The organism is Streptomyces sp. NPDC048606 (assembly GCF_040650855.1).
In the GTDB taxonomy this organism is placed as follows: domain Bacteria; phylum Actinomycetota; class Actinomycetes; order Streptomycetales; family Streptomycetaceae; genus Streptomyces.
This window is the reverse complement of the sequence record NZ_JBEZIB010000009.1, coordinates 64,906-84,259: the sequence shown is the minus strand read 5'-3', so window position 1 is coordinate 84,259 and position 19,354 is coordinate 64,906. Positions and strand designations below refer to the sequence as shown.

The following is a 19,354-nucleotide window of genomic DNA, read 5'->3' as shown; positions in this document are numbered from 1 at the left end:
GTTTCGTATCGGAGGTAAGGACGAAGCTCGTCCGTGCACTCCGTTTGGGGGGCTACGGGCCAGTTCAGACCGGGTGAACAACGACTCCCGTTGCGGTGTGGTTCCCGTTGCGCGTCATGATCTGGGTCACGTGGGCGGCGGAGTGTAGCAGAGACCCCCCGGCACCTTGTGAAGGGGCTCACGAGCATCACCCCTTGGGGTGCTGGATACTCATTCTCATGAGCACCACGGAGCGTCCCAGGATCCTCGTTGTAGGAGGTGGGTACGTAGGCCTGTACGCAGCCAAGCGCATCATGAAGAAGATGCGCTACGGCGAGGCGACCGTCACGGTCGTCGACCCGCGCTCGTACATGACCTACCAGCCCTTCCTCCCCGAAGTGGCCGCAGGCAGCATCTCGCCTCGGCACGTCGTCGTCCCGCTGCGACGCGTGCTGCCCAAGGCTGAGGTTCTCACCGGCCGGGTCACGACCATCGACCAGGACCGCAAGGTCGCCGTCGTCACGCCGCTGGTCGGCGAGGCGTACGAGCTGCCCTTCGACTACCTGGTGATCGCGCTCGGCGCCGTCTCCCGCACCTTCCCGATCCCCGGCCTGGCCGAACAGGGCATCGGCATGAAGGGCGTGGAAGAGGGCATCGGCCTGCGCAACCACGTCCTCGAGCAGCTCGACAAGGCCGAGTCCACGACGGACGAGAACGTCCGCCGCAAGGCCCTCACCTTCGTCTTCGTCGGCGGCGGCTTCGCCGGTGCCGAGACGATCGGCGAGGTCGAGGACATGGCCCGCGACGCCGCGAAGTACTACTCCACGATCAAGCGCGAGGACATGCGCTTCGTCCTGGTCGACGCGGCCGACAAGATCCTCCCCGAGGTCGGGCCCAAGCTCGGCACCTGGGGCAAGGAGCACCTCGAGTCCCGCGGCATCGAGATCTACCTCAACACCTCGATGGACTCCTGCGTCGACGGCCACGTCGTGCTGAAGAACGGCCTCGAGGTCGACTCCAACACCATCGTGTGGACCGCGGGCGTCAAGCCCAACCCGGCGCTGGCCCGCTACGGCCTGCCGCTCGGCCCGCGCGGTCACGTGGACACCGCCCCGACCCTCCAGGTCCAGGGCAGCGACTACATCTGGGCCGCGGGCGACAACGCCCAGGTTCCGGACGTCGCGTCCCGCAAGGCCGGCGTCGAGAACGCCTGGTGCCCGCCGAACGCCCAGCACGCGCTGCGTCAGGCCAAGGTCCTCGGCGACAACGTGGTCTCCGGCATGCGGGGCTTCCCGCAGAAGGAGTACTCGCACTCCAACAAGGGTGCGGTGGCGGGCCTCGGCCTCCACAAGGGCGTCGCGATGATCGTCATGGGCAAGATGAAGATCAAGCTCAAGGGCCGGCTCGCCTGGTACATGCACCGTGGCTACCACGGCATGGCCATGCCGACCTGGAACCGCAAGATCCGCGTCTTCGCCGACTGGACCCTCGGCATGTTCCTCAAGCGCGAGGTCGTCTCCCTCGGAGCACTGGAGACCCCCCGCGAGGAGTTCTACGAGGCCGCCAAGCCGGCGCCGGCCCCGGCCGCCGCCGCTGCCCCGGCCGAGAAGGCCAAGGCTTCCTGACCCGGGTCCGGTTTCGGCCGGCACCTCCACCGGGTCCGGCTTCGCCGGCACCTCCACCGGGTCCGGCTTCGCCGGAACTGGAGCTTCAACGGAACCTCACCGAAGGGGCCGTCCGCCATCCGTGGTGCGGACGGCCCCTTCGGCATGTCCGGCGCGCGCACCGGGTAGGGCGTTCGATCGGAGCTTCCAGGAGGTGCCCACCATGACCGACGCCGCGCCGCGGCTGGCCGCGCTCGCCGAAACCCTGCTCGGCGCCCCCGTGCCCGTGCGCATACGGGCCTGGGACGGCAGCGAGGCCGGCCCGCCCACCGCCCCCACCCTGGTGCTGGCCCACCGCCGGGCCCTGCGCCGGGTGCTGTGGAAGCCCGGGGAGCTGGGCCTGGCCCGCGCCTGGGTGGCGGGCGACCTGACCGTCGAGGGCGACTTCTTCGACCTCCTGGACCGGGTCGGCGGCCTGCTCTGGGAACGCGAGGCCGCCGCCGCGCCGGGCCCCGCCCCCGAGCCGGCCCCCCGCGGCCGGCTCGACGCCCTGCGCCCCCGCCTGTCCCCGCGGGCCGCCGGCGCCGCCGCCCTGCTGCGCGATCCGGCCGGCCGGGCCGCCGTACGGGAACTGCTCGCCCTGGCCCGGCCCTGGCCCGCGCCCGCGCCGCCGGCCGAGGAGGTCGCCGGCCGCTCCGGCGTGCGCCACTCCAAGCTCCGCGACCGCGCCGCCATCGGCCACCACTACGACGTCGGCAACGAGTTCTACGGCCACGTCCTCGGCCCCTCGATGGTGTACTCCTGCGCCTACTGGACCCCCGGCGGCACCCTGGAGGAGGCCCAGCGCGACAAGCTCGACCTGGTCTGCCGCAAGCTCGACCTCGGGCCCGGCGACCGGCTCCTCGACGTGGGCTGCGGCTGGGGCTCCATGGCCCTGCACGCGGCCCGCTCGTACGACGTCCGCGTCACCGGCATCACCCTCTCCCGCGAGCAGGCCGCCTACGCCCGCAAGCGCGTCGCCGAGGAGGGCCTGGCCGACCGCGTCGAGATCCGGGTCCAGGACTACCGGGACGTCAAGGACGGCCCGTACGACGCCATTTCCTCGATCGGGATGGCCGAACACGTCGGAGCCGACCGGTACCGCGAGTACGCCCGCACCCTGCACGCCCTGCTGCGCCCCGGCGGCCGGCTGCTCAACCACCAGATCGCGCGCCCGCCGGAGGCCGACGAGGAGGCGTACCGGATCGACGAGTTCATCGACGCGTACGTCTTCCCCGACGGGGAGCTGTCCCCGCTCGGGACCACCGTCGGCGAGCTGGAACGGGCCGGCTTCGAGGTCCGCGACGTCGAGAGCCTGCGCGAGCACTACGCGTTGACCCTGCGGGCCTGGGTCGCGCGGTTGGAGGAGCGGTGGGAGGAGGCCGTACGGCTCACCTCGCCGGGCCGGGCCCGGGTGTGGCTGCTCTACATGGCGGCGTCCGCGCTGGGCTTCGAGCACGGCCGCCTCGGGGTCAACCAGGTGCTGGCGGTGCGCCCCGGCCCGGGCGGAGCCTCCGGACTGCCGCTGCGGACCCGGACCTGGGGCGCGTAGGGGTGTGTAGGGGCGCGTGAGAGTGCGTCAGGGCGCTTGGGGGCGCACGGTGGTGCGTCAGGGCGAGTACGGGGTCGTGTGGCGTCGTACGGGGCCTGCGGGGCCGTGTGGGCCCCCGAGGTCCGGGAACGCCGCAGGGCCCCGGGGGTGTGTCCCGGGGCCCTGCCGTATCGTTCCCGCGCCTTCCGCCGGGCGGGTTACTCGGTCTTGATGGCGGTCAGCATGTTCAGCCGGGCGGCGCTGCGGGCCGGCCACATGGCGGCGAGGACGCCGACCACACCGGCCAGCAGGAGGAAGATGCCGATCCGGTCCCACGGCAGGACCAGCGCGTAGTTCGGGACCGACTTCGCGAAGGTGGTGCCGACCGCCCAGGCGAGGAAGATGCCGATGGCCACGCCGAGGACGGCGCCGAAGAGGGAGATGACCACGGCCTCCAGGCGGATCATGTTCTTCACCCGGGAGCGGTCCAGGCCGATGGCCCGCAGCATCCCGATCTCCTGGGTCCGCTCGAAGACGGACATCGCGAGGGTGTTGACGACGCCCAGCACCGAGATGATCAGCGCCATGCCGAGCAGGCCGTACATGATGTTCAGCATCGTGTTGATGATGCCGCCCAGCTCGTTGCGCATGTCCTGCTGGGTGGCGACGGTCATGGCCGGGTTCTTGCCGAGGGCGTCGACGACGGACTGCTGGGCGGCCTTCGAGGCCCCGCCGGCGGCGTTGACGTACACCTCGCGGATGTACTGCTCCTCGCTGTGCTCCGCGAGGATCCGGTTGTCGAGGACGTAGGGGGACAGCAGCCCCTCCAGGTCCTTGTAGACGCCGCCGACCTTGAGGGTGCCCTTCTGGCCGTCGTCGAACTGGATCGGGAAGGTGGAGCCGACGGTGAGGTTCTGCTTCTTCGCGGTGGACTCGGCGACGAGGACCTCGCCCTTGGTGAGGGAGTCCACCGAGCCGCTGACGGTCTCGATGTTCAGCAGGCGGCCGATGGCGGCCGGGTTGACGCCGGAGGCGGCGCGGTAGCTCTCGCCGACCTTGAAGTAGCCGTCGGCCTGCGGGGAGACGTCCTTGATCGCGGGGGACTTGGCCAGGGTCTCGGCGACCGACTTGTCGAGGCTCATGCCGTCGGCGGCCATGGAGACCCGGTAGTCGGCCTTCAGCTTGTCCGTGCTCATCCGGTCGACGGCGTTGCCCATGGTGATGCCGAGCACCGACAGGGTGGTGACCAGGGTCAGGCCGATGGACAGGGAGGCCGCGGTGACGGCGGTGCGGCGCGGGTTGCGCACGGCGTTCTGCGCGGCCAGCTTGCCGGGGACGCCGAACACCTTCTGGAGCACGGGGCGGACCGTCGCGATGACCGGCTTCGACAGCAGCGGCAGGATCACGATCAGGCCGACGAGCAGCAGGAAGGCGCCGCCGCCGATGACCATGCGGCCGTCACCCTTCATGGACACGCCCAGGAAGACCACGCCGATGCCGCCGAGGCTGATGATCGAGCCGAGGACGTTGCGGACGACCAGGGACTTCGCGCTGGCCGGCAGGTGGGCGCTGCCCATGGCGGCGACCGGGGCGATCCGGCCGGTGCGCCAGGCCGGCAGCAGGGCGGCGAGGGTGGTGACGAGGACACCGATGACCAGGGCCGCGATGATCGTGGCCGGGGCGATCACGAGGTCGCCGGCCGGGAGCTTGGCGCCGAAGGACTCGATGACGGAGCGCATGCCGACCGCCAGGCCGACACCGGTGACCAGGCCGATCGCGGCGGAGACGACACCGACGACGAGGGCCTCGGCGAGGACCGAGCGCATGACCTGGCCGCGGTTGGCGCCGACGGCGCGCAGCAGGGCCAGCTCCTTGGTGCGCTGGGTGACCAGCATGGTGAAGGTGTTGTAGATCAGGAAGACGCCGACGAAGAGGGCGATGCCCGCGAAGGCCAGGAGCATCTGGTTCATGTTGGTCATCCCCTTCTCCACGTCCCTGGCCTGCTCGGCGGCGAGCGCCGCGCCGGTCTGGGCCTTGGTGGTCTTGGGGTCGAGCAGCGGCTTGACGTCGGCCAGCAGGCGGTCGGCGGAGACGCCGGCCTTGGCGCTGATCGAGAGCTCCTCGTAGAAGCCGGGCTTGAGGTACAGCTCCTGGGCGACCGCGGTGTCGAACAGGACGAGGCTGCCGCCCGCGCTGACCGCGCCGTCCTCGGTGGTGAAGACGCCGGAGAGGGTGTACTCCTTCACCGGGCCGTTGGTGGCGACGCGGATCTTGTCGCCGACCTTGTAGCCGCCCTGGGTGGCGGTCTCCTTGTCGAGGGCGACCTGGTCGGCCTTGGCGGGGCCGCTGCCCTCGGTGAAGGCGTAGCGCGGGTCCTTGCCGTCCTTGACGGGGGCGTAGTTGGAGCCCTTGTTGGACCAGCCGGAGCCGATCAGCTTGCCGTTCTCGTCGCCGACGCCGGCGAAGCCGGAGACCCGGCCGGAGACGGCGTCGACGCCGCCGAGGGCCTTGACCTTGTCGAGGGTCTGCCGGCTGATGCCCGGCTCGCCCTCCTTCTGGCCCTCCTCGTTGCGGGTCTGGCCCCAGGAGGTCACGGAGACGGCGACGCCCTCGTAGCTCTTGGCGGACTGGCTCGACAGGGCCTTGCTGAGGGTGTCGGTGAAGACGAGGGTGCCGGAGACGAAGGCGACGCCGAGGGTGACGGCGAGCACCGTCATCAGCAGCCTGGCCTTGTGCGCGAGGACGTTGCGCAGGGCGGTACGGAACATGGGGATCTCAGTCCTGGGGCTGGAAAGTCTGGAGGAAGCCCCGCTGCGGCCTGGGCGGCAGGGGGTGGTCAGGGGCTTCGGGGGGCTTCGGGGGCGCGGGCCTCGCGGCCGGTCGGGCCCGGATCAGCTGGTGCGGCCCTTGGAGTCGAAGGCCTTCATGCGGTCGAGGACGCCGTCGGCGGTGGGGTGCGCCATCTCGTCGACGATGCGGCCGTCGGCGAGGAAGATGACGCGGTCCGCGTAGGAGGCGGCGACGGGGTCGTGGGTGACCATCACGACGGTCTGGCCGAGCTCGCGCACCGAGTTGCGCAGGAAGCCGAGGACCTCGGCGCCGGAGCGCGAGTCCAGGTTTCCGGTGGGCTCGTCACCGAAGATGATCTCGGGGCGGGAGGCGAGGGCGCGGGCGACGGCCACGCGCTGCTGCTGACCGCCGGAGAGCTGGGTGGGGCGGTGGGAGAGGCGGCCGGACAGGCCCACCATCTCGATGACCGTGTCGAGCCACTGGCGGTCGGGCTTGCGGCCGGCGATGTCCATCGGCAGCGTGATGTTCTCCAGCGCGGTCAGGGTCGGCAGCAGGTTGAAGGCCTGGAAGATGAAGCCGATCTTGTCCCGGCGCAGCTGGGTGAGCTGCTTGTCCTTGAGGGAGGACAGCTCGGTGTCGCCGATGCGCACCGAGCCGGAGCTGAAGGTGTCCAGGCCCGCGACGCAGTGCATCAGCGTGGACTTGCCGGAGCCCGAGGGGCCCATGATCGCGGTGAACTGCCCCTGGGCGAAGTCGACGGACACGTTGTCCAGTGCGACCACCTGGGTCTCGCCCTGGCCGTACACCTTCGACAGCTGCGTGGCGCGGGCGGCCACGGCCTGGGTGGTGTGCGGGGCGTAGTTCATGGCGGTCACGGGGTACTCCTGTCGAGCGGCTGCTGCCTGGGGCGGGACCTTTCCATCCTCACCGGCGCCCACCCCGCCGGGGATCAGCCGCGGTGCCCGTTCGCTGGCCCACTGGAGTCTGATCGCGGCGGGCCGCGCATCCTCCTCTGGTATGACGGGACCGGGCCGGGAGCGCCGCCCGGACGGGTGCCCGGACCGCCGCCGGGACCTTCGGGCCGGGGCCGGCGCGCCGGAGCGCGCGCAGGGCGGCCCGGGGTGGCGTGCGGGGTGGCGCGGGGCGGCGAAATTCCGTCAATCCCTGGTCGACGACGACTCGTGTCCGGAAGGGGGCCGACCGTGACTTATCGGGTCTGACGCCCCCTCAATCACCAATAAAATCAGACAACATCGGATAGACGTCCGTCTGGGTGCCCGGAGGTTGCGGATAGGCTCCGCATAGCGTTCAAGGCTTTTCTGCAGGGGCCCGCCGCGCCTTGCCCGGATGGTGGAATGCAGACACGGCGAGCTTAAACCTCGCTGGCCCTCGGGCCGTGCCGGTTCAAGTCCGGCTCCGGGCACTTCAGCACATCCTCCTTTTATCCTCCGCGCCGCGCCGCGTCTTCTCCTAAGATCCTCCTCCAGCAGTAGGGTGCTTTCTTTGCGAGCGCATTACTCTTGACGCAAGGCTGCGCAAGGTGGCCATGGAGGAGTGAGATGAGGAGCAGTAACCCGGTCTTCTCGCGACGGGGGTTCAGCCGCGACAACGGCGGCTACGCGGGCTTCGAGGCGCAGACCGCGCAGGCCGGGACCGCGACCAACCCGTACGCGACGAATCCTTACGCCACCGACCCGACCACCGGCATGCCGGCGGCCCCGGTCCGCGGCAACGCGATGACCATCGACGACGTCGTGACCCGTACGGCCATGACGCTCGGCACCCTGATCGTCACCGCGACCATCGCCTGGATCGCCCTGCCCGTCGACCCCGCCCGCATGGGCGTGTCGTACGGCATCGCGATCGTCTCGGCGATCGTGGCCTTCGTCCTCGCGATGGTCCAGAGCTTCAAGCGCAAGGCGTCCCCCGCGCTGATCCTGGGCTACGCGGCCTTCGAGGGCGTCTTCCTCGGCGTCATCAGCATGGTGACCAGCACCTACATCAGCCCCGGCGTGGTCGTCCAGGCCGTCCTGGGCACGATGTGCGTCTTCGCGGCCGTGCTGTTCGCCTACAAGATGCGCTGGATCCGCGTCACGCGCCGCTTCACCGGCTTCGTCATGGCGGCCGCCCTCGGCTTCGTCCTGCTGATGCTCGCCAACTCGCTGTTCGCCCTCTTCGGCGGCGGTGACGGCCTCGGCTTCCGCAGCGGCGGCCTCGGCATCGTCTTCGGCATCGTCGGCGTCATCCTCGGCGCCTGCTTCCTCGCCCTCGACTTCAAGCAGGTCGAGGACGGCGTCACCTACGGCGCCCCGCGCGAGGAGGCCTGGCTGGCGGCCTTCGGCCTCACCCTGACCCTGGTGTGGATCTACCTGGAGCTGCTGCGCCTGTTCCAGATCCTCTCCGGCGACGACTAGTCGACCCGGCCGGCCCCGCCGGCACGCGGCACCACGCATGGGGAAGGCCCCGCGAGCACACCGCTCGCGGGGCCTTCCCGCGTAGAGGGTCGGATCGGGCGGGGCTCAGCCGAACCTGCGTGCCGCTCTGCGCAGGTCGTACTCGTGGATGATCGCCTTGGCCTGGCCGTACGACAGCTCGTGCGCGCCGCGCAGCCAACTGACCTTTTCCTCGAACCGGACGAGCGAGGGACCCTCGTCGACGGTGCGCAGCCAGTCGGACATGGCACGACCGGTGGTCTGGGGGATTCTGTCGATCATGTTGCGATGGGTCTGCTCGGAGAACTCTACGGACATGGGCGCCTCCGGAACGTGTCGCCGTGCTGTTCTCTTCACGTCACCGTGCCGGAGAGTTCGCCCGTTGGCAATGGTGCCCGGGCGCCGCGTAGGGTCGGCCGCGTGCTCGATACCTCACCGCTGACCGACGCCGTCGAACGATTCGCCGACCGGCTGCGCGCCGCCCCGCAGAGCCGTCTCCAGCGCGGCGCCGCGGCCGAGGCCCTGGAGCTGGCCCGCGAGCTGGCGCAGCGGGCCCGGCGGCTGGAGGAGGGCCCGCAGGGCGCCGTCCGTCAGGTGCCGGACGCGGGGCCCTTCGTCGTCGGCGACCAGGTCGCGGTGACCGGACGGGACCTCGCCGAGGCGCTCGCGGCGGCGGCGGAGGCGGCGTCCGGGGCGGCGGCGCGGGCGGACGACGCGAAGGCCCCGTCCGAGATGCTGGACGAGGCCGTGGCGCTGGTGGAGCGGGCGGAAGTCAGAGCGATGCGATGACGCGGTCCGCGAGGATGTAGACGTTGCTGTCCGGGTCCTCGGCGTCACCGCAGGAGAAGGTCAGGGCGTAGGCGCCGGAGATGCCGGAGCCGCCCAGCAGGACCGGCGCGGTACCCGAGCGCAGGGCCTGCGCCAGCCGCTCCGCGGTCTCCCGGTGCCCCGGGGTCATGCAGAGCGTGGTGCCGTCCGTGAAGACGTACACGTCCAGCGTGCCCAGCGGGCCCGGGCGGACGTCCGCGAGGGCCGTACGGGCCTCCGCGAGCTCCTCCAGCCGGTTGACGGTGCGCTCGTGGTCGGCGCCGGGGTGCGGCTGGACCGGGACGAAGTCGGGGTGCGAGGGGTGGCGCCGGCGGGCCGCGGCCAGCTCGGCCGAGTCCTCCGGGTACTCGTCGGCGAGGTCGTCGCCCAGGACGGGCTCCAGACCCACCAGGTCCGCCTGCCGGGGCAGGAAGACCGGGTTCTCCTCACCGAGGCCGGGCAGGCCGCCCAGCAGCGAGGGGGCGTCGGCGGCGTCGCGGGCCTCCTGCGCGGCCCAGAAGGCACGCGCCTCGGCCAGCTCCCGCTCCCGCTCCTCGGCGAGGGCTTCGGCCACGGCGGCTCGTATCTCGGCGGCGGGGGACTCCACGGCGCTGCGGGCGTGGGGGACGGTCGTGGCACGCGCAAGGGCCGACACCGTCAGCTCACCGCGCAGGGCCGTGACCTGCTTGCGCAGTCCGTGTACGGCGTGCAGCGCAGCAGCGCCCACGGCCGTGGCAGCGGCCGTGGTCAGCAGCAGGGCAAGAGACATGGCGCTCACTGACTAACTCCTGATTGATTCGATCCCCCGACTTCCTACATCAGCTTGTCCTGTGCTGTGAATGGCGTGCAGTGCATTACGTCATGAATTGGACAGGTCTTTCGGCCCAGCGGCCGTCGGGGGATGCCGTTTGACCTGGGCAAATACCGAACCCCCAGGACAAAGGTCACATCCTGGGGGCGATTCGGTCACAGGTCGGCCGCGACGGGATTGGAATCGATGTCAGTACAGCGCATGGATCTAGAGGATTCCTTGCGGCGTCTGAGGGCCGGACTCGACCGGCATCCGAACCCTCACGCTCCGCTATGACACGGGTTCAAACATTCGTTCCGCCTCGAACCGGCTCGGCTCGGCCGCTCCGGATCGACGGCCGCTCCGGATCGGCTCAGCCGCTCCGGCTCAGCTCAGCCGCTCGCCTTTTCGGTCGCGCTGGGCTTCGCCACCGCTGCGGGCAGGTGCCGCCTCCTTCGTCGGGCGACCCCTACCCTCCGCTCCGGCTCAGCTCAGCCGCTCGATCACCATCGCCATGCCCTGGCCGCCGCCCACGCACATCGTCTCCAGGCCGAACTGCTTGTCGTGGAACTGGAGGCTGTTGATCAGCGTGCCGGTGAGGCGGGCGCCGGTCATCCCGAAGGGGTGACCCACGGCGATGGCCCCGCCGTTGACGTTCAGCTTGTCCAGCGGGATCTCCAGGTCCCGGTAGGACGGGATGACCTGCGCTGCGAAGGCCTCGTTGATCTCGAACAGGTCGATGTCGCCGACGGTCAGCCCGGCCCGCTTCAGGGCCTGCTTCGACGCCTCGACCGGGCCCAGGCCCATGATCTCGGGGGAGAGGCCGGTGACACCCGTCGAGACGATGCGGGCCAGCGGGGTCAGACCCAGCTCCCGCGCCTTCGTGTCGCTCATGATGACCAGCGCGGCGGCGCCGTCGTTCAGCGGGCAGCAGTTGCCGGCCGTGACCAGGCCGTCCGGGCGGAAGACGGGCTTGAGGCCCTCGACGCCCTCCAGCGTCACGCCGGCGCGCGGGCCGTCGTCCTTGGAGACGACCGTCCCGTCCGGGGTGGTCACCGGGGTGATCTCGCGGGCCCAGAACCCGTTCTTGATGGCTTCCTCGGCCAGGTTCTGCGAACGGACGCCGAACTCGTCCATGTCCCGACGGGTCACGCCCTTCAGCCGGGCCAGGTTCTCCGCGGTCTGCCCCATCGAGATGTAGGCGTCCGGGACCAGGCCGTCCTCGCGCGGGTCGCGCCAGGACGAACCCTCGCTCTGCGCGACCGCGGCCGTACGGGCCTCCGCGTCGCCGAACAGCGGGTTGTGGGTGTCCGGCAGGCCGTCCGAGGAGCCCTTCGCGAAGCGGGAGACCGTCTCGACGCCCGCGGAGATGAAGACGTCGCCCTCGCCCGCCTTGATGGCGTGCAGCGCCATCCGGGAGGTCTGGAGCGAGGAGGAACAGTAACGGGTGATCGTGGTGCCCGGCAGGTAGTCCATGCCCATCTGCACGGCCACGATGCGGGCCAGGTTGTGGCCCTGCTCGCCGCCCGGCAGACCGCAGCCGAGCATCAGGTCGTCGATCTGGCGCGGGTCCAGCTCGGGAACCTTGGCCAGCGCGGCCTGGATGATCGTCGCGGTCAGGTCGTCCGGGCGGACGTCCTTGAGGGACCCCTTGCCGGCGCGCCCGATGGGAGAGCGGGCGGTGGAAACGATGACGGCTTCGGGCATCGGGACTCCAAGGGGTGCGTCGTTGCGGGACCGCATGCGAAGTTACCGCCCCGTACGGTCGAGGTCACCGGCCCGGGCGTGTGATGCCGGTCGCTCCGCCCGACCGGGCGGGCGGTCGCGGGCCGGCGGAAACCGCCCCTCAGGCGGATTCCTGGAGCGGCGCCGGGCCCGGGGCGCCCGCCGGACCGGCCGTCGCCGGCTCGGGCAGCTCCTCGGCCGGAACCCGCCGCCTGCGGCGGTGCTTGAGCAGGGCCCAAGCCCCACGGGCGCCCGTGACCTCCGTGCCCGCCTCGCCGGCCGCGGCCGACGCCGCCTTGGCCACCGGCAGCATGTCCTCGTCCCGGGACACGTCGAGCCGGTCCGACTCCGGCCACAGGCCCAGCGCCGCGCACAGCGTCGGCAGCACCGCCATCGCGGCGGTCGCGTAGCCCTCCGCCGACGGGTGGTAGGAGTCCGGGCCGAACATCTCGCGCGGGTTCGCCGCGAACTCCGGGCCCAACAGGTCGCCCATCGAGATCGTCCGCCCGCCCTGCGCGACCACGCCGATCGTCTGAGCGGCCGCCAGCTGCCGCGACACCCGCCGGGCCATCCACCGCAGCGGCTGGTACACCGGCTCGATCGTGCCCAGGTCCGGACAGGTGCCGACCACCACCTCCGACCCGGCCAGCCGCAGGCGCCGTACCGCCGCCGTCAGCAGCCGCACCGACTGGGTCAGCGGCATCCGCCGCGTCACGTCGTTCGCCCCGATCATGATCACGCACACGTCGGGGACCGGCCCGCCGCCGTCCAGCAGCAGCCCCACCTGACGGTCCAGATCGTCGGACATCGCGCCCGACAGCGCCACGTTGCGCAGCTCCACCGGCCGCTCCGCGACCGCCGCCAACCCCGAGGCCAACAGCGCGCCCGGGGTCTGACGGGCCCGCCGCACGCCCAGCCCGGCCGCCGTGGAGTCGCCCAGCATGCCCATGCGCAGCGGGCCCGGACTCAGCTCCGGCCCGCCGAACTCGCTCCCGTACAGCCCGTCCGCGCGCGGCGGGTCCGGCAGCCCCGTCCCCACCGTGCGCTTCGCGAACTGCACCTCCGCCAGCACCAGCCCGACCGTGGCCACGCCGACCAGCCCGAGTCCGCCCCCGCCGTACGCTGCCCCCGCCGCGATCCGGCGGGCCGTTCTCGCCCTGGACACCCTTCAGGCCACCTCGCTTCCCTGTCTGGCGTTGTTGACCTACCTGCCCCGTACGGACGGTCGGTCAATCCCTTTCCGCATACTCTGGCCGGACCTCCCGGAGAACCCGTGGAGTCCCCTCCTTGGAGAACATGGTGCAATTCCACGACTCGATGATCAGCCTCGTCGGCAACACCCCGCTGGTGAAGCTCAACCGTGTGACCGAAGGCCTTCAGGCCACCGTTCTGGCGAAGGTCGAATACTTCAACCCCGGCGGTTCCGTGAAGGACCGCATCGCCATCCGGATGATCGAGGCCGCCGAGCAGAGCGGTGCGCTCAAGCCCGGGGGCACCATCGTGGAGCCGACCAGCGGAAACACGGGTGTCGGACTCGCCATCGTGGCCCAGCAGAAGGGCTACAAGTGCATCTTCGTCTGCCCTGACAAGGTGTCCCTGGACAAGATCAACGTGCTGCGCGCCTACGGCGCCGAGGTCGTCGTCTGCCCGACCGCCGTCGACCCCGAGCACCCCGACTCGTACTACAACGTCTCGGACCGCCTCGTGCGCGAGACGCCGGGCGCCTGGAAGCCCGACCAGTACAGCAACCCGAACAACCCCCGTTCGCACTACGAGACGACCGGTCCCGAGCTGTGGGAACAGACTGAGGGGAAGATCACTCACTTCGTCGCGGGCGTCGGCACCGGCGGCACGATCTCCGGCACCGGCAACTACCTCAAGGAGGCGTCCGGCGGCAAGGTCAAGGTCATCGGCGCCGACCCCGAGGGCTCGGTCTACTCCGGCGGATCCGGCCGCCCGTACCTCGTCGAGGGCGTCGGCGAGGACTTCTGGCCCACCGCCTACGACCCCAACGTCACCGACGAGATCATCGCGGTGTCCGACAAGGACTCCTTCCAGATGACCCGCCGCCTCGCGAAGGAGGAGGGCCTCCTCGTCGGCGGCTCCTGCGGCATGGCGGTCGTCGCCGCGCTCCGCGCCGCCGAGGGCCTCGGCCCCGACGACGTCGTCGTCGTCCTGCTGCCCGACAGCGGTCGCGGCTACCTCAGCAAGATCTTCAGCGACGAGTGGATGGCCGGCCACGGCTTCCTGGAGGAGGCCGGCTCCGCGGCCCGCATCGGCGCCGTCCTCGCCGACAAGGACGGCGGCATCCCCTCCCTGGTGCACATGCACCCCGAGGAGACCGTCGGCCAGGCCATCGAGGTGCTGCGCGAGTACGGCGTCTCCCAGATGCCGATCGTCAAGCCCGGCGCCGGCCACCCCGACGTCATGGCCGCCGAGGTCATCGGCTCCGTCGTCGAGAAGGAACTCCTCGCGGCGCTCTTCGCCCAGCGCGCCTCCCTCGGCGACCCGCTGGAGAAGCACATGAGCGCGCCGCTGCCGCAGGTCGGCTCCGGCGAGCCCGTCTCCGAACTGATGGGGGTCCTCGGCGAGGCCGACGCCGCCATCGTGCTCGTCGAGGGCAAGCCGACCGGCGTCGTCAGCCGCCAGGACCTCCTGGCCTTCCTCGCCAAGGGCGCGAAGTAGTCACCCGCCCCGGCCCGGGCCGGCCCGCCGCACCGTTCGCGCGAACGGTACGGAGCCGACACGTGGCGGCAGCACCGGCTTAACACGGCCGGGGCACAGTGGTGGATGTCGGCGGGGAACACCGGGGAAACCCGGCCCGGCCGACACCACGAGCGGCGCTTGCGTGGCCTCCGGAGCGGCTCCCGGAACCCGCGGACGTCACGGACGCGGACGGCCCTGACCCGGCCCGTGTCCCTCGCGGGGACCGCCGTCGTCCCGCCCCCCGGCCCAGGCCGGGGGTGCGGCGGTCCCCGCCCACCTCTTTTTCGGGGCTCGGTTCGCCTCCGGGGCGCGAAAGCCGGGCTCACAGCTCCGTACGTGCTCGAAAACCGCTCGTTCCTCGCGGTTTCCTCCGCGCGTTCGGAGCTGTTCCCCCGGCGCGCCCCTTCGGCTCACTCGCCCCGGCGGCGCAGGCGGCCCGTGTGGGCCAGGTTGACGCCCACGATGCCCGCCCAGGCGACCAGCAGGCCGCCCAGGCCCGCCTGCGCGGCGCCGATGGCGGAGAGCGGGACGGCCAGGACCAGGGTCACGACCGCGAAGCCGAAGCGTTCGGCGAGGCCACCCTCCGCCGCCCAGGCCGGGGCGCCACCGCCCCGCGCGGACGACAGCCGTTCCTCGGCGAGGCGGCGTCGCACCTGCGTGTCGACCTTCTCGACGAACGACTCCACGAGCGCGGGCTCGTACTCAGGCCCGAGCTCGCGCCGGGCGTCGAGGGTCGCGACGAGTTCCTTCTTCAGCTCCTGGGCCTGCGGAGAGTCGGCTGTCATGCCCTCCACCGTAGGAACGCCCGCGGCGCCGGGCACTGGGGTTAGCCCCCCTATCGCCGTGCTCGGTGCGTCCCGGATCGCGGGCGCGGCTTGCCGAGCTGCATAACCACATGCAGAGTGCACCGTGAGTGAATATCTCACCGGGGACGGGACGGAGGGGAGCGCCATGAGCGCCATGAGCGACAGCCCGGCCGCGCGGCTGCAGAAGCTGTTCGAGGGACACCGGCTGACGCCGACACAGCGGCGGATCGCGCACTGCATGGTGCGCGGGGCCGCGGAGGTGCCGTTCCTGTCGAGCGTGGAACTGGCCGAACTGGCCGGCGTGAGCCAGCCCTCGGTGACCCGCTTCGCGGTGGCCCTGGGCTTCGACGGGTACCCCGCGTTGCGTCGGCACCTGCGCGAGGTGGCGCCCGCCGGGCGGCCGGAGCCGGTGCGCGAGGAGGCGTACAACGAGTACCAGCAGGCCGTCGAGGGCGAGATCGAGAACCTGCGCCGGCTCTCGGCGATGCTCGCCGACCCGACGCCCGTCGAGGAGGCCGGCCGGCTGCTCGCCGCTTCCGCGCCGCTGCCGGTGCTCGGGCTGCGGGCGGCGTCCTCGCAGGCGCGCGGGTTCGCGTACTTCGCCGGGAAGGTGCACCCCGACGTACGGCTCCTCGACGAGGGCGGCTCCATGCTCGCCGACCGGATCGACGCGGCGGCCGGCGCCGGGGCCTCGGCGCTGATCTGCTTCGCCCTGCCCCGACACCCCCGCGAGGTCGTCGAGGCCCTGGAGCACGCGCGGGGGGCGGGGCTGACGGTGGTGACGGTCGCCGACTCGGCGTTCGCCCCCGTGGCCCGGTACTCCGACCTGCTGATCCCGGCGCCCGTCGGCACCGGCCTGGCCTTCGACACGGCGTGCGCGCCGATGCTGCTGGGCCGGGTGCTGCTGGAGGCCATGGCGGACGCGCTCCCGGACGCCCAGGCCCGACTGGAGGCCTTCGACGCCCGGGCCGCGGCCCGGGGCCTGTTCGTGGAGTAGGTCGGCGGGTCGGCGGCTCGGCAGGTCAGGTCAGCAGGGCGTCGGCGAAGGCGCCGCCCGCCTCCTCGACGAGGGAGGCCGTGGACTGCGCCGGCCGGACCGGCGCGAAGCGGACCCCGTCGGGCGGGGCGGTGGTGAACCCGTGCACGGCCGGGCGCGGCAGGCTGTTGTAGCCGTAATGGGCGGTGAAGAAGTAGGCGCCCGTGTCCGGCAGGGCGATGACGTCGCCCGGCGCGAGCTCCGGCAGCTCCCGGGCGGTGGCCAGCAGGTCCCCGGCGAAGCAGGCCGGGCCCGCGACGTCCTGCGCGAGGAGGGGGCCTGTCTTCGGGGCGCCCTTCGCGTCGTACGGCAGGACCCGCAGCGGCCAGGACCGCGGGGCGTACACGGTGCGGGTGGCCAGCTGGACGCCGGCGTGGGTCACGGCGATGGGGCGTCCTCCCGTCACCTTCGTGTACTCCACGCGCGCCAGCACCGTGCCGTGCTTGGCCAGCAGCGACCGGCCGAATTCGGTGACCAGGCCGTACGAGCCGTCGAACAGGGCCGGTACCGCCTCGCGCAGGGTCCGGACGTACCGGGCGTACGTCGGATCGGGCGCGTCGGAGGCGAAGTCGACGGGCAGGCCGCCGCCGATGTCGAGGGTGTCGACCCGGCGGTGTCCGACCGCCGCGTTGATCTCCTCGGCGAGCGCGTGCAGCTCCCGCACCCCTTCGGCGATCAGCGGGAGCGGTACCCCCTGCGAGCCCGAGTGGACGTGCAGCCGGGTCAGCCAGGGGCGGCGTACGAAGGCCTCCACGAGCCACGCGCGGGCGCCGGGGTCGCGCAGGGCGATCCCGAACTTGGACGTGGCGGTGGCCGTCGACAGGGCGTCGATGGCGCCGGCGCCGGTCTGCGGGTTGATCCGCACCCCGATCGGGGAGGTGGTCGGGGCCGCCGCCACCAGCGCGTCGAGGCGCTCCAGCTCCTGGCGGTTGTCGGCGTTGACGGCGACGCCCAGGGCCAGCGCCCCGCGCAGTTCTTCCGGTGTCTTGGCGGGGGAGTCCAGCACGATCCGCTCCGCCGGGAGGCCGGCCGCCCGTGCCAGGGCCAGTTCGCCGGGGCCGGCCACCTCGCAGCCCAGCCCGGCGTCGGCGAGCAGGCGCAGGACGGGGACCAGGGGGCAGGCCTTGACCGCGAAGGCGTGCAGCACCGGGGTGCCGGGGGCCAGGTGCGCGGCGAACGCGTCGGTGAGGGCGGCGGCGGAGGCCCGTACGCCCGCCACGTCCAGGAGGCAGGTCACGGGCTCCGCGTCGAGCAGGCCCGCTTCCACGGCGGCCCGTACGGCCCGGTCGCGGCGCGCGGTGGTTTCGGCGCCGGGGTCGTGCGTCTCGGATGGCATGTCCGCATCCCATCATCGGGCGGACCCGCCCGCAGCTGTTGACTGGATCTATTCATCCGGAGAGGATGTGAATGGATTGACCAACATCGGAGGAGGCACCCGCCATGTCAGGACCCCGCCCCGTACGGGCCGCGCGAGGCACCGAGCTCAGCACCCTGGGATGGCAGCAGGAGGCCGCCCTGCGCATGCTGCAGAACAACCTCGACCCCGAGGTCGCCGAGCACCCCGACAAGCTCGTCGTCTACGGCGGCACGGGCAAGGCGGCGCGCGACTGGCGCTCGTACGACGCGATGGTGCGCACCCTGCGGACCCTCAAGCAGGACGAGACCATGCTCGTCCAGTCCGGTCGCCCGGTCGGCGTGATGCAGACCCACGAGTGGGCCCCGCGCGTCCTGCTCGCCAACTCCAACCTGGTCGGCGACTGGGCCAACTGGGAGGAGTTCCGCCGCCTGGAGCACCTCGGCCTGACCATGTACGGCCAGATGACCGCCGGTTCGTGGATCTACATCGGCACCCAGGGCATCCTCCAGGGCACCTACGAGACCTTCGCGGCCGTCGCCGCCAAGAAGTTCGGCGGCACCCTCGCCGGCACCATCACCCTCACCGCCGGCCTCGGCGGCATGGGCGGCGCCCAGCCGCTGGCCGTGACGATGAACGACGGCGTCGCCATCTGCATCGACGTCGACCCGCGCGCCATCGAACGCCGCATCGAGCACCGCTACCTGGACGTCAAGGCCGACAACCCGCGCCACGCCCTCCAGCTGGCCGTCGAGGCCCGCGACGCGCGCAAGCCGCTCTCCATCGGCCTGCTCGGCAACGCCGCCGAACTCCTCCCGCAGCTGCTCGCGGAAGGCGCCCCCATCGACATCGTGACGGACCAGACCTCCGCCCACGACCCGCTGTCGTACCTGCCCGTCGGCGTCGCCTTCGAGGACATGGCCGACGCCGCCGCCAAGGACCCGGCCGGCTTCACCACCCGCGCCCGCGAGTCGATGGCCCGCCACGTCGAGGCCATGGTCGGCTTCATGGACGCCGGTTCCGAGGTCTTCGACTACGGCAACTCCATCCGCGGCGAGGCCCAGCTGGCCGGCTACGACCGCGCCTTCGCCTTCCCCGGCTTCGTCCCCGCCTACATCCGCCCGCTGTTCTGCGAGGGCAAGGGCCCCTTCCGGTGGGCCGCCCTGTCCGGCGAGGCCTCGGACATCCACAAGACCGACAAGGCGATGCTGGAGCTGTTCCCCGAGAACGAGTCCCTCCACCGCTGGATCAAGATGGCCGGCGAGCGCGTCCACTTCCAGGGCCTGCCCGCCCGCATCTGCTGGCTCGGCTACGGCGAGCGCGACCGGGCCGGCGAGCGCTTCAACGACATGGTCGCCGACGGCACCCTCGCCGCGCCCCTCGCGATCGGCCGCGACCACCTCGACTGCGGCTCGGTGGCCTCCCCGTACCGCGAGACCGAGGCCATGCTCGACGGCTCCGACGCGATCGCCGACTGGCCGCTGCTCAACGCCATGGTCAACGTGGCCTCCGGCGCCTCCTGGGTCTCCATCCACCACGGCGGCGGCGTCGGCATGGGCCGCTCCATCCACGCGGGCCAGGTCACGGTCGCCGACGGCACCCCGCTGGCCGGCGAGAAGATCCGCCGCGTGCTGACCAACGACCCCGGCATGGGCGTCATCCGCCACGTCGACGCCGGCTACGACATCGCCGAGAACGTCGCCGACGACCTCGGCGTCCGCGTCCCGATGCGCGAGGGTGACACCGCGTGAGCGA

General features: G+C 71.9%; 15 protein-coding genes and 1 tRNA gene. 8 read left to right on the top strand and 8 right to left on the bottom strand.

The window, feature by feature from the left end; translation table 11 throughout:
* Positions 1 to 218: 218 nt before the first annotated feature.
* Together AB0D01_RS12155 and AB0D01_RS12150 are read left to right on the top strand one after the other, a co-directional pair.
* Complete coding sequence (locus tag AB0D01_RS12155; protein ID WP_363055027.1) at positions 219 to 1,604, top strand: NAD(P)/FAD-dependent oxidoreductase; 1,386 nt, start codon at positions 219 to 221, stop codon at positions 1,602 to 1,604.
* Positions 1,605 to 1,806: 202 nt separating this feature from the next.
* The gene (locus AB0D01_RS12150; protein WP_363055026.1) at positions 1,807 to 3,174 is read left to right on the top strand and encodes a cyclopropane-fatty-acyl-phospholipid synthase family protein; all 1,368 of its coding nucleotides are present in this window, start codon (positions 1,807 to 1,809) and stop codon (positions 3,172 to 3,174) included.
* Positions 3,175 to 3,371: 197 nt separating this feature from the next.
* Here AB0D01_RS12150 and AB0D01_RS12145 read toward each other — a convergent pair whose 3' ends face one another.
* Together AB0D01_RS12145 and AB0D01_RS12140 are read right to left on the bottom strand one after the other, a co-directional pair.
* Positions 3,372 to 5,921: an FtsX-like permease family protein gene (locus AB0D01_RS12145; RefSeq protein WP_363055025.1), complete on the bottom strand. Its 2,550-nt coding sequence runs from the start codon at positions 5,919 to 5,921 to the stop codon at positions 3,372 to 3,374.
* A 123-nt stretch (positions 5,922 to 6,044) separates the two neighbouring features.
* A complete protein-coding gene (locus tag AB0D01_RS12140) occupies positions 6,045 to 6,809 on the bottom strand; it encodes an ABC transporter ATP-binding protein (RefSeq protein ID WP_363055165.1) in 765 nt (254 codons plus the stop codon).
* Positions 6,810 to 7,284: 475 nt separating this feature from the next.
* Between AB0D01_RS12140 and AB0D01_RS12135 the strand changes: the two genes are divergently transcribed.
* Both AB0D01_RS12135 and AB0D01_RS12130 read left to right on the top strand, forming a co-directional pair.
* A tRNA-Leu gene (locus tag AB0D01_RS12135) sits at positions 7,285 to 7,366 on the top strand.
* Positions 7,367 to 7,502: 136 nt separating this feature from the next.
* Positions 7,503 to 8,357: a Bax inhibitor-1/YccA family protein gene (locus tag AB0D01_RS12130; RefSeq protein ID WP_363055024.1), complete on the top strand. Its 855-nt coding sequence runs from the start codon at positions 7,503 to 7,505 to the stop codon at positions 8,355 to 8,357.
* A gap of 105 nt (positions 8,358 to 8,462) precedes the next feature.
* Here AB0D01_RS12130 and AB0D01_RS12125 read toward each other — a convergent pair whose 3' ends face one another.
* The gene (locus tag AB0D01_RS12125) at positions 8,463 to 8,693 is read right to left on the bottom strand and encodes a DUF4287 domain-containing protein (protein WP_363055023.1); all 231 of its coding nucleotides are present in this window, start codon (positions 8,691 to 8,693) and stop codon (positions 8,463 to 8,465) included.
* Positions 8,694 to 8,795: 102 nt separating this feature from the next.
* On the opposite strand from AB0D01_RS12125, the gene AB0D01_RS12120 reads away from it, so the two are divergent.
* Positions 8,796 to 9,164 carry a hypothetical protein gene (locus tag AB0D01_RS12120; protein WP_363055022.1) on the top strand — a complete coding sequence of 123 codons (369 nt, stop codon included), beginning with the start codon at positions 8,796 to 8,798 and terminating at the stop codon, positions 9,162 to 9,164.
* Here the strand turns inward: AB0D01_RS12120 and AB0D01_RS12115 are convergent.
* From AB0D01_RS12115 to AB0D01_RS12105, 3 genes are all read right to left on the bottom strand, one after another.
* Complete coding sequence (locus AB0D01_RS12115; protein WP_363055164.1) at positions 9,148 to 9,951, bottom strand: hypothetical protein; 804 nt, start codon at positions 9,949 to 9,951, stop codon at positions 9,148 to 9,150. The two genes, AB0D01_RS12120 and AB0D01_RS12115, sit on opposite strands and share 17 nt — an antisense overlap.
* Before the next feature lie 507 nt (positions 9,952 to 10,458).
* Positions 10,459 to 11,679, bottom strand: coding sequence for an acetyl-CoA C-acetyltransferase (locus AB0D01_RS12110; protein ID WP_363055021.1), 1,221 nt, complete (start codon positions 11,677 to 11,679; stop codon positions 10,459 to 10,461).
* A gap of 139 nt (positions 11,680 to 11,818) precedes the next feature.
* Positions 11,819 to 12,862 carry an SGNH/GDSL hydrolase family protein gene (locus AB0D01_RS12105; protein WP_363055020.1) on the bottom strand — a complete coding sequence of 348 codons (1,044 nt, stop codon included), beginning with the start codon at positions 12,860 to 12,862 and terminating at the stop codon, positions 11,819 to 11,821.
* 134 nt (positions 12,863 to 12,996) lie between these two features.
* Here AB0D01_RS12105 and AB0D01_RS12100 point away from each other — a divergent pair, with 134 nt between their 5' ends.
* A complete protein-coding gene (locus AB0D01_RS12100) occupies positions 12,997 to 14,382 on the top strand; it encodes a cystathionine beta-synthase (RefSeq protein ID WP_363055163.1) in 1,386 nt (461 codons plus the stop codon).
* Positions 14,383 to 14,813: 431 nt separating this feature from the next.
* Here AB0D01_RS12100 and AB0D01_RS12095 read toward each other — a convergent pair whose 3' ends face one another.
* A complete protein-coding gene (locus AB0D01_RS12095; RefSeq protein ID WP_363055019.1) occupies positions 14,814 to 15,188 on the bottom strand; it encodes a hypothetical protein in 375 nt (124 codons plus the stop codon).
* A gap of 175 nt (positions 15,189 to 15,363) precedes the next feature.
* On the opposite strand from AB0D01_RS12095, the gene AB0D01_RS12090 reads away from it, so the two are divergent.
* On the top strand, positions 15,364 to 16,206 hold the full coding sequence (locus AB0D01_RS12090) for a MurR/RpiR family transcriptional regulator (RefSeq protein WP_363055162.1): 843 nt from the start codon (positions 15,364 to 15,366) through the stop codon (positions 16,204 to 16,206).
* A 25-nt stretch (positions 16,207 to 16,231) separates the two neighbouring features.
* On the opposite strand, the gene AB0D01_RS12085 is transcribed toward AB0D01_RS12090, so the two are convergent.
* The gene (locus tag AB0D01_RS12085) at positions 16,232 to 17,581 is read right to left on the bottom strand and encodes a diaminopimelate decarboxylase (RefSeq protein ID WP_363055018.1); all 1,350 of its coding nucleotides are present in this window, start codon (positions 17,579 to 17,581) and stop codon (positions 16,232 to 16,234) included.
* Positions 17,582 to 17,685: 104 nt separating this feature from the next.
* On the opposite strand from AB0D01_RS12085, the gene hutU reads away from it, so the two are divergent.
* Entirely contained in the window at positions 17,686 to 19,350 is a 1,665-nt protein-coding gene (gene hutU, locus AB0D01_RS12080) for a urocanate hydratase (protein ID WP_363055017.1), read from the top strand.
* Positions 19,351 to 19,354 lie beyond the last annotated feature (4 nt).